Source organism: Flavobacterium sp. CHNK8 (genome assembly GCF_019774515.1).
Classification (GTDB): Bacteria; Bacteroidota; Bacteroidia; order Flavobacteriales; family Flavobacteriaceae; genus Flavobacterium; species Flavobacterium tiangeerense.
Genome location: NZ_CP081492.1, coordinates 807,595 through 821,078 on the forward strand (window position 1 = coordinate 807,595; position 13,484 = coordinate 821,078).

The following is a 13,484-nucleotide window of genomic DNA, read 5'->3' on the forward strand; positions in this document are numbered from 1 at the left end:
TAGTTTATTTACAAATAGTTTTTTAATGCAATATAGTGACAATGCTTCCGCACCTAATTAAAGGAAATAGTTATACTGATGAGCGAGGGACTATACAGTTCAACAATGACTTTAATGCTCTTGGGATCAAGCGCCACTATACCATTCAAAATAGAGATACTGAATTTGTTCGCGGTTGGCAAGGACATAAAATAGAACAACGTTGGTTTTCGGTAGTACTAGGTTCATTTCAAATTAAACTTATTGCTATTGACGATTGGGTAAGGCCTTCGCTAAATTTAGAACAGTATCATTTTATACTGAATTCCCAAAATATGGATGTATTGCATGTTCCTGCAGGATATGTGTCGAGCATTCAAGCTTTAGAACCCTCTTCAAAATTGTTACTGATGTCAGATTATGCATTGGGGGAAATTGAGGATGAATACCGTTTTGATATCAATTATTTTACAACATAAAAAGGATTTTCCTTTTACAAGAATTAGAGTATGCTAAAAATAGGAATTACAGGACAAGCCGGATTTGTAGGCAAACATTTGTACAATACCTTGGCGCTGTTTCCCGAGGAGTTTGAAAGAGTTGATTTTCAAAAAGAATATTTTGAGGATGCAGCAAAACTGAACGATTTTGTCTCGCAATGTGATGTGATTGTTCATTTGGCAGCCATGAACCGTCATAATGACCCACAAGTGATTTATGATACTAATGTAGGTTTAGCAACTAAATTAGTGAACGCACTTGAAGCCACTGACAGTAAAGCCCATGTACTTTTTTCATCATCAACTCAAGAGGAGCGTGATAATTTGTACGGCAAGTCTAAAAAAGAAGCCAGATTAGTATTGGCTAATTGGTCAAATAAATCGCAAGGTAATTTCACAGGGTTGATCATCCCAAATGTTTTTGGACCTTTTGGGCATCCCAATTACAATTCGGTTATAGCTACTTTTAGCCATAAAATTGCCAGAAACGAAAAACCTACAATTGATGTTGACGGTGATTTAAAATTAATTTACGTTGGGGAATTAGTAAACGAAATTTTGAAAGAAATTCGTTCAGGAAAGAGTAAAGATGAAGTAGTAGTACCTCATACTTCTGAAGCTAAGGTTTCACAAATTCTTGCTTTTTTAGAAAAATACAAAATTGAATATCAAGATAGTGGAATTATTCCCACATTGAATAGTAAGTTTGAGGTAAATCTATTCAATACGTTTCGTTGCTATATGGATATTGCCAATCATTTTCCAGTAAAATTTACACAGCATACCGATCCAAGAGGTGCGTTTGTGGAAGTGATTCGATTGAATGTAGGCGGACAAGTTTCGTTCTCTACAACGGTTACAGGAATTACTAGAGGAAATCATTTTCATACTAGAAAAGTTGAACGTTTTGCAGTGATTAAAGGAAAAGCATTAATCCAGCTTCGACAAATAGGGACTCAAGATACTCATGATTTTTATTTGAACGGGGACGAACCTGCTTACGTAGACATGCCAGTATGGTATACGCACAACATAAAAAATGTGGGTGAAGAGGAGTTGTATACTATTTTCTGGATCAATGAGTTTTATGATGCTAATGATCCCGATACGTATTTTGAAAATGTGTAAAGACTACCATTATTATAGAACACAGATGAAACCGATTTAAGCAATAATCACGGATTTGTTAAATTTTTTTTGAAAAAATAGTATGCTACTCCACAATGAAATATCCGAGAAGATATTGAAAGCATTTTATAATGTTTATAATTCTTTGGGATATGGTTTTTTGGAAAAGGTATATGAGAATGCAATGATGATAGAATTACGAAAGTTGTGTATGAATGTTCAGCGACAGGTACCGATTAAAGTATTTTATGAGAAGCAATTGGTTGGAGAATACTTTGCTGATATAATCGTAGATGGAAAAGTAATCGTTGAACTTAAAGCTGCTGAAAGTTTATGTGAAGCACATGAATTTCCGCTTGTTAATTATTTAAAAGCCACAGAATTAGAGATTGGATTGTTGTTGAATTTTGGTAAGAAACCACAATTCAGAAGAAAAATATTTACAAATTAAAAAAATCAGCGGAAATCTGTATAATCAGTGTGATCCGCGTTCAAATACAATGTTTAAATGAAAGCACAATTAAAAGTAATGACGGTAGTAGGAACCCGTCCAGAAATAATACGTTTATCGAGAGTGATGGCCGCTTTAGACCATTCTGAAGCGATTGATCACATTATAGTACATACAGGACAAAATTATGACTACGAACTAAATCAAATCTTTTTTGATGATTTAGGAATTCGCAAACCTGATTTTTTCTTGAATGCTGCTGGCGCTACTGCTACAGAAACTGTTGGACAAATACTGATAAAAATTGATCCTTTATTGGAAACGGAAAAACCAGATGCTTTTTTAGTTCTTGGCGATACGAACAGTTGCCTTTGTGCCATTCCAGCCAAAAAACGTCATATTCCTATTTTTCATATGGAAGCAGGAAACCGTTGTTTTGACCAGCGTGTTCCTGAAGAAACCAATCGTAAAATTGTAGACCATGTTTCTGATATCAATTTAACATATAGTGACATCGCTAGAGAATATTTGCTTCGTGAGGGTTTACCAGCGGATAGAATAATCAAAACAGGTTCCCCGATGTTTGAGGTTTTGAATCATTACTTACCATCAATTGAATCTTCTGATGTATTAGAACGACTGGGTTTAGAAGAAGGTAAGTTTTTTGTTGTTTCTTCACACAGAGAAGAAAATATAAATAGCGAAAAAAACTTTCAGGGTTTAATGGACAGTTTGAATTTAATTGCCGAGAAATACAACTATCCTATCATAGTGAGTACGCACCCAAGGACGCGCAACATGATTGACAAAAAAAATATTGAAATGCATGAAAAGGTACAATTTTTAAAGCCAATGGGTTTTAACGATTACAATGCGTTGCAAATGCGCTCGTATGCAGTATTGTCTGATTCAGGAACCATCTCAGAAGAGTCATCGACCTTAAATTTTAGAGCTTTAAATATACGTGATGCGCATGAGCGTCCAGAAGCAATGGAAGAAGCTTCGGTTATGATGGTGGGATTAAATCCAGAGCGTATTATGCAAGGATTGGTTCAATTGCAAAATCAAAAAGTAGGACCAGAACGTAATTTCAGACCAGTTGCCGATTATTCGATGCCCAATGTGTCCGATAAAATGGTTCGTATTATCTTGAGTTATACAGATTATATTAAAAGAACCGTTTGGAGCGAAAATTAAAATGAAAGTACTTTTTTTAACGATGGTCAAAATTAATTCCTTTGATGATAGAGGAATTTACACGGATCTGCTTCGTAAATTTTATGAAGAAGGTCACGAGGTGTATGCGGTTTGTCCTTTAGAACGCCGTGAGAAAAAGCAAACCGAAGTTAGAAAAGAAACGCAGGGAACAATTTTAAATGTACAAACATTAAATCTTCAAAAAACCAACATCGTAGAAAAAGGTTTGGGGACATTAGCCATTGAATATCAATTTTTATCTGCTATTAAATCTCATTTTTCAAAAATAAAATTTGATCTAATTATTTATTCTACACCACCAATAACTTTTGCAAAAGTCATTCAGTTTATAAAAAAAAGAGATGGTGCCTATTCGTATTTATTGCTGAAGGATATCTTTCCTCAGAATGCAATTGATATGAAAATGATGAAAGAAAATGGTGTTTTGCATAAAATGTTTTTACGTAAAGAACGTAAATTATATGCGATTTCAGATACCATTGGTTGTATGTCTGAGGCAAATAAAGATTTTGTTTTAAAACACAATCCAAGTATTAATGCTGAAAAAGTAGAAATCAATCCCAATTCTATTGAACCTTTTATTTTTAATCAAACTCCAGAACAAAAAGAAGCCATAAAAGTAAAGTACAATCTGCCATTGAATAAAAAAATTTTTGTCTATGGAGGAAATTTGGGTAAGCCACAAGGCATCGATTTTTTGTTGGATACTATTGCAGCAACTAAAAATGAAACTGTTTTTTTTTTAATAGTTGGGACAGGTACCGAATACCAAAGAGTAGATAAATGGTTTCAAAATAACAAACCCATAAATGCTATCTTGCTGTCAGGATTGCCTAAGCAAGATTATGATGTATTGCTCAGAGCATGTGATGTAGGTTTAATTTTTTTGCACAAAGATTTTACCATTCCAAATTTTCCTTCTCGATTATTGTCGTATCTTGAAATGAAAATGCCTGTTATAGCTGCAACAGACTGCAATACTGATATTGGCGATGTTATCGAAAAAAACGGCTGTGGTTTCCAGGTTCTTTCAGGGGATCTTAATAAGATGTTGCATTGTATTACAGCAGTAATTGAAAATGCATCAAATTTAAAGGAGATGCAAGAAAAGGCATGGCAATTATTGCAAAACGAATACCTAGTAGGGCGATCATACACTTCTATAATTGACAAATTACATGTATAAGTTATTTTTTAAAAGCATTATCGACTTTTTTGGAGCATTATTGGGGTTACTTATATTTTGTCCGATTTTGGTTTTAGTTACTATAGGTTTATGGATTGCTAATAGCGGCAAACCTTTTTTCTTTCAGTTACGTCCAGGTAAAAATGAAAAGCTGTTTAAAATTGTTAAGTTCAAAACCATGAACGATAAAAAAGATGTAGAGGGTAATTTACTTTCAGACGAACTCAGGCTTACAAAAATTGGAAGCTTTGTTCGAAAAACTTCTTTAGACGAAATACCACAATTAATCAATGTTTTAAAGGGGGAAATGAGCCTTATAGGACCACGACCTCTTTTACCACAATATTTACCGCTTTACTCCGAAGAGCAAAAAAAGCGACACCAAGTTAAACCAGGGATAACCGGTTGGGCTCAAGTAAACGGGAGGAATGCAATCAGTTGGGAACAAAAATTTGAATATGATGTCTGGTATGTGTCACAGTGTTCTTTCGTATTGGATATTAAAATAGTATTCATCACAGTAAAAAAGGTTTTTGTGAAAGAAGGAATTAGTCAACATGGTCAAGCAACAATGGAAGCTTTTAAAGGATCATATTATGAAAAATAGTGTTTATATTTTTGGAGCAAGTGGTCATGCAAAGGTGGTAGTTGATGTAGTATCGTCTAATAGAACTTCAATTATAGCATTGGTTGATGATAATCCAAAAATAGAGCTGCTAATGAATATTCCAATAATTAAAACTTCGTTGTTTGAATATAAAAGTGAAATGAGTTTTATAATTGCTATTGGAAATAATGGAATCAGAAAAAAAATTGTATCGCACTATCAGTTTAAATACAGTAATGCAATTCACAAAATGGCATTCGTTTCAATTTTTTCAAAAATTGGAATTGGGAATGTTGTAATGGCTAATGCAGTAATAAATGCGGATGCTACAATTGGTAATCATTGTATAATTAATTCGAATTCAGTTGTCGAGCATGACTGTTTTTTGGAAGACTTTGTTCATATTTCTCCTGCGGCAGCCTTAGCAGGCAACGTTTTTGTAGGCGAAGGTGCGCAAGTTGGAATTGGAGCCTCGGTAAAACAAGGGATTAAAATTGGCAAATGGGCAACGATAGGAGCTGGGTCGGTAATTATAAATGACGTCCCAGATTTTGCTGTAATGGTAGGAAATCCAGGGAGGCTAATAAAGTATAATTCTAATGCGGATGAAACGAATCTTTGATCTGTTATTTTCTATTGTATGCCTTCTATTTTTGGGTTGGATGATTTTGTTCTCCTGGCTGATAGCTTCAATAGATACTTGTTCTTTTGGTGTTTTTACTCAAACTCGAATCGGGCAAAACGGAAAAAAATTCAAGATTTTCAAAATAAAATCCATGCTTGATGGTAATAAGTCTATTTCAAAGTGTGGTTATTTTTTACGAAAAAAGAAGCTGGATGAACTACCTCAATTATTCAATATCTTTCTCGGTCATATGAGTTTTGTGGGACCACGGCCGGATATAGCAGGATACTACAACTGCTTGCAAGGAGAAGAGCGACTGATTTTAAAGTTAAAACCAGGCTTGACGAGTGAGGCATCATTAAAATATTTTGACGAGGAATTTCTTTTACAACAACATGAAAACCCAAAGGAATACAATGACACCGTTATTTTTCCAGATAAAGTAAAACTCAATTTACACTATTATTACAACCATTCATTAGGGGGAGACCTAAAAATTATTTACAAAACACTATTGAAATATATAAAATGAACAATCAAAAAATATGGCTTTCCTCACCACACATGGGTGGAAACGAGCAAAATTATGTAAATGAGGCTTTTGATACCAACTGGGTTGCACCCTTAGGCCCTAATGTAAACGGTTTAGAACAAGATTTAGAGTCTTACTTAGGTCAAGACGCTGCTGTTGGAGCACTTAGTTCGGGTACGGCGGCTATTCATTTAGGTTTAATCTTATTAGGAGTTCAAGCAGGGGATGTGGTGTTGTGTCAAAGCATGACATTTTCAGCATCTGCCAATCCTATTTTGTATCAAGGCGCCATACCTGTTTTTATAGATAGTGAAATACAAACCTGGAACCTTTGCCCGATTGCTCTAGAGCAAGCTATTGTTAGTGAAATGGCCAAAGGCAAAAAACCAAAAGCTATTATTGCTGTGCACTTGTACGGGGTTCCGTATCAAATTGAAGCGGTACGCACAGTTGCTGATGCCTACCAAATCCCAATTTTGGAGGACAGTGCTGAGGCACTAGGCAGTGCTTACAAAGGACAAAAATGCGGTACTTTTGGAGATATTGGAGTGCTGTCTTTCAACGGTAATAAAATTATCACTACTTCTGGCGGTGGTGCTATAGTAACTCCTACCGCAGCACTAAAGCAAAAAGCTGTTTTCTATGCTACTCAATCTAGAGATGATTCACCTCATTACCAGCACAGTGCCATTGGGTACAACTACCGTATGAGTAATATTTGTGCCGGAATTGGAAGAGGGCAAATGGAGGTGCTAGATGATCACGTAGCCAAACGCAGAGCGATGCATGATTTTTATGCTGATTTCTTTCAGAATTATAAAGGGATTTCGGTTTTTACAGTACCCAATGATGATTATTTTGCAAATTATTGGTTGAGTGCTATTGTTGTAGATCCTCTTTTAGCGAATGGGTTAACACGTGAGAAGTTGCGTTTGGCATTAGAGGCTGAAAATATAGAATCAAGACCATTATGGAAACCGATGCATTTGCAACCTATTTTTGAGAAATATCCGTATTATGGAGGTTCTGTTTCTGAAAGCTTGTTTGATACTGGATTGTGTATGCCGTCAGGATCTAATTTATCCGATGGAGATCGAGAACGTATTGCTAAGGTATTGACTGCGATTTTAGAGGGTTTTTATAAGTGATAGCGGGTTACTGAGTAACGAAGCTTTTAAGTATTAGTTATCGACGACTTTAATCTTTAAAGATTTTCTTTTTCTTTTGTCTTGATTACTCACGAGTTATTCATTTATGGGTGTTCGTGAATTTACATTTCAAAAGAAACAAAAGATCAAGCCTGAAAATTAAAAACTTAAAAACTACCTCGAAACTACGTTCCTCAGCCCGAGCCGTTCGGCTTTAAGCTTCAACTCGCGGACTGCTGCCACTCCGTTTTTTACGTTTATAATTTAAGGGCGCTTCTTAAAAATTGATTTTCAGGGGATTTGTTGGCTAAATTTTCTATTAATTATTGATAACTGTCAACTAAATACTGAGAACTTTAAACTGAGCACTGAACACTGTAAACTAAAAACCGAAAACACATTTTTGAAGGAAACTTGTAAGAACAATATTTTCCTTATCTTTGATTTCAGAATACGAATTATAATAATACCATTTTTAAAAACTACGAATTTGAGTCTTCCATTAACAAAAAAAATTGCCGCATTGTTTAGGGAATATTATTCCAATTTGAATTTGCGTTTAAATATTCACAACTTGGGATACCTACCGCGATGGATTATTGTATCAATTGATTTGGTAGTACTCATTTTGTCGTTCTTTTTTACCTACCTGATTTTTAAAGGTACCGGTTTGGATTATGTGTTAACCAGTCATTCAGGATGGTACTTTGCTTCACTATTGTTGTGCAATATCTTTTTCTTTTGGCTTTTCCGAACGTATTCTGGTATCATTCGACATTCCTCCAATATTGATGCAGTAAAATTATTGTTTTCCCAAATATCCGTTTTAGTCATCTTCTTGATTGTTAATTTCTTTTTTGAATTTGCTCAAGGTGAAAAAGTTTTTTTGAATACGGCCTTATTCATTAATATAGTGCTGTCTTTTTGCGGGTTGTTTTTATATCGTGTGATTGTAAAACAAACTTTTGAGCTTTATTTTTCTGAAAATAAAAATACCAACTTGATTCGAACTGTCATTTACGGTACAGATGCCAATGCAATATCGGTAGCGAATGCTTTAAAATTTGAAACGCCAACGCGTTTTAAAATTGTGGGTTTCATTGACAAAAACAATCAAAACGCTTCCAAAAGGATGTTGGATTTACCCATTTTGGTTCAGAAAAAGAAATTACCTGCTATGATGCGTTCTGTTGGAGCAACCAGTGTGATTTTGGCGGACAAAGCTTTGACTAGAGAGGAGCAAATTGTGATTGTAGATCAGTGTTTGGAATACAATTTAAAAGTATTTACCGTGCCTTTGATTTCGGATTGGGAGAACCAACGCGAGATTTCTCAAAAGGTTAAAACCATTCAAATTGAAGATTTGCTAGAACGGAAACCAATTGTTTTGGACAATAAATCCATTTCCAAGCAATTGAAAGACAAGGTGGTTTTGATTAGTGGTGCTGCTGGCTCTATTGGTAGTGAAATTGTGAGACAAGTACTGACTTTTAATCCTAAAAAAGTAATTATACTGGACCAAGCTGAAACCCCTTTGCACCATTTGCAATTGGAAACGGATGCAATTAGTACCGACGCTAAAATCAGAACCGTTATAGCAGATATTAGAAATAGGGAAGCGATGGATGTGGTTTTTAAAACCTATAAGCCGCATGTTGTTTTTCATGCTGCTGCCTACAAACACGTTCCCTTGATGGAGGATAATCCGTGTCAAGCTATTTTTACCAATGTCAAAGGAACAAAAAATTTAGCGGATTTAGCGTGCGCTTATAACGTCAAAAAATTTGTAATGGTCTCAACAGACAAAGCGGTAAACCCAAGTAATGTAATGGGAGCCAGCAAACGCATTGCAGAGAAATACGTACAGTCCTTGCATTTGAAAAACCAACAAGAAAAAGGGGAGCAGGCTACCAAATTTATTACCACTCGTTTTGGAAATGTATTAGGTTCCAATGGTTCTGTAGTGCCACTTTTTACAAAACAAATTGCTGCGGGTGGCCCTGTGACCATAACCCACAAGGATATTATTCGGTATTTCATGACGATTCCTGAGGCATGCCAATTGGTTTTGGAAGCGGGAGCAATGGGTAAGGGTGGCGAGATTTATATATTCGATATGGGCAAGCCTGTAAAAATTATTGATTTGGCTCGAAAAATGATCAAGCTGGCTGGTTTTATACCGGAACGCGATATTAAGATACAGGTTGTGGGTTTGAGGCCTGGCGAAAAATTATACGAAGAATTGTTGAACGACACCTCGAAGTCCTTACCGACGTACCATTCTAAAATTATGATTGCCCAAGAATTGCAAGAGGAATACGAGACTTTGCATCAAGATGTGAGTGACTTGATTCATATTGCAGAAGGTTATACCAATGACGCCATGGTGGCACAGATGAAAAAGATAGTACCCGAGTTTAAAAGTATGAACTCTACTTTTGAAACGCTAGATACAGTAGAAGTACATCCTTAATAGTGTATTGATATACAAAGCAAACAAACACTCGAGCAGTCCATTTCGATAAAAGAAAAAGTCAATTCGAGTGTTTTTTTATGGTATACGTTCTGTGATGCTTCTTTGATTGATTTCTTTATAGTATTAAATTGCTAAATTTAAGGCGATTACGATATTATTACAACGATATAATAAAAGGTGTTAACAACTACGTTAGATAAACTCCAGTATTATTTGGAATGCGAAATCTGGAAGGCAATTTTATACCCTTTTTTGCGTTTTTGATGGTGATCAAGCTTAAAACTGTTGCATTCAAGCGTTTGTTTACGCAATGGTGTTGGTTTGTAGAAGATTTTAAATTAGTAGCATTAAAAGGGCGATTTAAGTAGTGTTTTCTTATATTTGTACCGTTAAAACCCAAATCATTGAAAATGAAATATTATTATTTACTCCAACGGGCCATACCTTTCCTCATTATAGGCTTGTTGTTTTCTTGTGCCCAAAGAAAAGACGTGGTTTACTACCAAGACATTGACGCTATGACGTCACAAAACAACAGTAGCTCGTATGAGATCAAGATTCAACAAGATGATTTGTTGTCTATTATTGTATCAGCAGAGGATCCTGAAATCGCTGCGCCTTTTAACTTGAGTGCTGTTAATACGCAACAAACCTCTAATTTAAATAATGCTGGAGGTCAAATGATTATGCAATTGTACTTAGTCGATACCAATGGAAATATTGAGTTTCCCGTTATTGGAAAGTTAAAAGTAAGTGGGCTGACCCGTACAGAAGTGATGCAAGTATTGCATGCTAGAATAGCAACTTACATAAAGAATCCAATCATCAACTTACGTATTGCTAATTTTAAAGTATCCATACAAGGTGAAGTAATGAATCCTGGCTCTTTTCCCGTAAACTCCGAGCGTATCACGCTTATTGAAGCACTCGCTTTGGCTGGGGATTTAACCATTTATGGAAAGAGAAACAACATCCTGATCATTAGAGAAACGAATGGAGTGAAATCATTTAATCGGGTGGATATTACCAATGCTGCCTTTTTGAATTCTCCTTTTTATTACTTAGCACAAAATGATGTGGTCTATGTAGAGCCTAATAAAAGCCGCATCAATGCAGCTGCTGTAGGACCTAATACAGGAGTAATCATCTCTATTTCTTCTTTACTAATTACTTTAATAACGCTTATCGTTTCAAGTTCAAATTAAACCCGAATGGAAAATAGTATTCAAACTGATAATACAGAACAAGATTTTAACATTAGAGACATTGTAGATCAATATGCGGCGCATTGGAGGTGGTTTTTGTTGGGTATGTTGATCAGTTTGTCAATTGCTTATGTGTATTTAAGGTACACCATACCCCAATACAAAGCGGCCACTACCATATTAGTTAAAGATGAAAAAAAAGGCGGGCTTTCCTCTGAGTTGTCAGCTTTTGCAGACATGGGAATTGGTGGAGCAAAAAACAATTTAGATAATGAAATTGAAATTTTAAAGTCACGTACCCTTGTAGAAAGTACGCTGAGGAAAATGAATCTTGCGGTTACCTTAGTGTCACAAGGAAAAATCATCAGCAGTGATTTGTATAAAAATGCACCCATTATTGTTACTTTTTTAAATAAGAAGCAAGATTTTGATGACAGGACCGCTGCCTTTGATTTTAAGGCAACTACATCCAATACATTTGAATTACAGGAGGAAGCAGAGAATAAAATGTTACTTGCATCCAAAAAGATGTACCGTTATGGAGAATCGATTCCTTCCAAGTTAGGGTCTTTTGTGATTAACAAATCACTGGTGAATCCGTTATCTCATGGAGAATCGGCTACAACGATCCAGATTGTCATTACGTCTCTGGAAAAAGTGGTAAACAGCTACAGGTCTAGGTTGACTGTAAATCCGTTAAGCAAGACAAGTAGTGTGGTAGAACTTTCTATTGTAGATCCAGTGGTTGAAAAAGCAGAAGATTTCTTAAATAATTTGGTTAAAAATTACAACGAAGACGCTGCAGCAGATAAAAATTTCATCTCAGAGAACACCTCTCGTTTTATAGCCAATCGTTTGGCTTTGATTACGGAAGAATTAGATGGAGTAGAGCAAAATGTTCAGGATTTCAAGAATTCCAACCGGTTAACGGATATTGAAACAGAAGCAAAGCTTTTTATAGAGGGATCTAGCGAGTACGATAAGAAAGGAGTTGAGGCCGATATACAGTTGAACATGATTGGTTCTATGCTTGATTTTATGAAAAAAAGCAAAAAGGCGGATCTGTTGCCGAATAACATTATCAGTGGTGATGCTACTGAGTTGATTGGCGAATACAACAAATTGGTATTAGACCGCAATAGAATTTTGAAATCAGCTACAGAGTCTAATCCTTCTGTGGTTAAACTTGATGCGCAAATTGAGTCTTTAAAGTCTAATGTATCGGCTAGTTTGACGCGAATGAAGTCCAATTTACAAATCCAAAAAAGAGATTTGAACGGCCAAGAAGGACTGTTAAATAGTAAAATTGGTAAAATACCAGTACAAGAACGTCAGTTTCGCGTAATAGCGAGACAGCAAAAAGTGAAGGAAGAATTGTATTTGTACTTGTTGCAAAAACGTGAAGAAACAGCTATTGCCATGGCCGCAACAGAGGCTATTGCGCGAGTGGTGGACGAGGCAAAAGGATCTGAAGTTCCTGTATCGCCTAAAAAGAGCATCATTTATTTGGCGGCTTTGTTGCTAGGACTCTTAGTTCCTTTTGGAGTGATATATGTGAACGATTTGTTAGATACCAAAATTAAAAGTCGTTTGGATTTGGAAGGCAAAACATTGATCCCTTTTATTGGTGATGTTCCTTCCTCTGATTCTCCAAACGAGTTGATTCGTTCCGAAAGCAGAACGAGTAGTGCCGAAGCATTGCGAATCATTAGAACCAACTTAGAGTTTATGCTAGGTCGTGTCCCTGATGGGCAAGCCAAAACGATATTTTTAACCTCGACTTTTCCTTCCGAAGGAAAAACGTTTGTATCTGTAAATCTGGCAGCCACTTTTGCGCTTTCTGGTAAAAAAGTGCTGTTGATAGGAATGGATATCAGAAGCCCGCGTCTAGACGATTATTTAACGATTCCAGATGATGGAGTAACAAACTATTTATCGTCTAAAGATTTAAAGGTAGAGGATTTTATTGTAAAGTATGACGGGTTTAAACATTTTGATATTCTTCCTGCAGGTATCGTTCCACCTAATCCAGCAGAACTTTTAATGAGCCAAAAAGTAGAAACGATGTTTGACCATCTTAAAAAAGTATACGATTATATCATTGTAGATACGGCTCCGGTAGCCTTGGTAACTGATACGATTTTAATTGCTAATAATGCAGATTGTTTTATTTACGTAGCACGTGCGAATGTCTTAGAAAAAAGAATGTTGAACATTCCAAACACTTTATATAAAGAACATAAATTACCTAACATGTGTTTGTTGTTAAATGATACCGATTCGTCTAAAGGTTATGGTTACGGCTATGGCTACGGTATGCAAGTGGAACAAAAAGCATGGTATAAAAGGCTGTTAAATATGAAGTAGTCAAAATATATATTGTCTAGTCCTGAAAAAGTGATACAGGATTAATAAAAAATAAAAGTACA

Annotated in this window: 12 protein-coding genes; all 12 read left to right on the forward strand. The window is 35.6% G+C overall.

The window, feature by feature from the left end:
- Positions 1–41 precede the first annotated feature (41 nt).
- The 12 genes from K5V07_RS03450 (at position 42) to K5V07_RS03505 (ending at position 13,422) form a co-directional block, all read left to right on the forward strand.
- Entirely contained in the window at positions 42–458 is a 417-nt protein-coding gene (locus tag K5V07_RS03450; protein ID WP_221916395.1) for a WxcM-like domain-containing protein, read from the forward strand.
- A gap of 30 nt (positions 459–488) precedes the next feature.
- Positions 489–1,607: an NAD-dependent epimerase/dehydratase family protein gene (locus K5V07_RS03455; RefSeq protein ID WP_221916396.1), complete on the forward strand. Its 1,119-nt coding sequence runs from the start codon at positions 489–491 to the stop codon at positions 1,605–1,607.
- Positions 1,608–1,689: 82 nt separating this feature from the next.
- Positions 1,690–2,058, forward strand: coding sequence for a GxxExxY protein (locus K5V07_RS03460; RefSeq protein WP_221916397.1), 369 nt, complete (start codon positions 1,690–1,692; stop codon positions 2,056–2,058).
- A gap of 57 nt (positions 2,059–2,115) precedes the next feature.
- A complete protein-coding gene (wecB, locus tag K5V07_RS03465; RefSeq protein WP_221916398.1) occupies positions 2,116–3,255 on the forward strand; it encodes a non-hydrolyzing UDP-N-acetylglucosamine 2-epimerase in 1,140 nt (379 codons plus the stop codon).
- 1 nt (position 3,256) lies between these two features.
- On the forward strand, positions 3,257–4,462 hold the full coding sequence (locus K5V07_RS03470; RefSeq protein ID WP_221916399.1) for a glycosyltransferase family 4 protein: 1,206 nt from the start codon (positions 3,257–3,259) through the stop codon (positions 4,460–4,462).
- Complete coding sequence (locus tag K5V07_RS03475) at positions 4,455–5,069, forward strand: sugar transferase (RefSeq protein ID WP_221916400.1); 615 nt, start codon at positions 4,455–4,457, stop codon at positions 5,067–5,069. The genes K5V07_RS03470 and K5V07_RS03475 overlap by 8 nt, the downstream gene beginning before the upstream one ends.
- On the forward strand, positions 5,059–5,691 hold the full coding sequence (locus K5V07_RS03480) for an acetyltransferase (RefSeq protein WP_221916401.1): 633 nt from the start codon (positions 5,059–5,061) through the stop codon (positions 5,689–5,691). Before K5V07_RS03475 ends, K5V07_RS03480 begins: the two co-directional genes overlap by 11 nt.
- Positions 5,675–6,226 (forward strand): sugar transferase, encoded by a 552-nt coding sequence (locus K5V07_RS03485; RefSeq protein WP_370632446.1) that lies wholly within the window; start codon positions 5,675–5,677, stop codon positions 6,224–6,226. Before K5V07_RS03480 ends, K5V07_RS03485 begins: the two co-directional genes overlap by 17 nt.
- Positions 6,223–7,374, forward strand: a complete 1,152-nt coding sequence (locus K5V07_RS03490; RefSeq protein WP_221916403.1) for a DegT/DnrJ/EryC1/StrS aminotransferase family protein — start codon at positions 6,223–6,225, stop codon at positions 7,372–7,374. The genes K5V07_RS03485 and K5V07_RS03490 overlap by 4 nt, the downstream gene beginning before the upstream one ends.
- A gap of 490 nt (positions 7,375–7,864) precedes the next feature.
- Positions 7,865–9,847 carry a nucleoside-diphosphate sugar epimerase/dehydratase gene (locus tag K5V07_RS03495; protein ID WP_221916404.1) on the forward strand — a complete coding sequence of 661 codons (1,983 nt, stop codon included), beginning with the start codon at positions 7,865–7,867 and terminating at the stop codon, positions 9,845–9,847.
- A 413-nt stretch (positions 9,848–10,260) separates the two neighbouring features.
- Positions 10,261–11,055, forward strand: coding sequence for a polysaccharide biosynthesis/export family protein (locus tag K5V07_RS03500; protein WP_221916405.1), 795 nt, complete (start codon positions 10,261–10,263; stop codon positions 11,053–11,055).
- A 6-nt stretch (positions 11,056–11,061) separates the two neighbouring features.
- A complete protein-coding gene (locus K5V07_RS03505) occupies positions 11,062–13,422 on the forward strand; it encodes a polysaccharide biosynthesis tyrosine autokinase (protein WP_221916406.1) in 2,361 nt (786 codons plus the stop codon).
- Positions 13,423–13,484 lie beyond the last annotated feature (62 nt).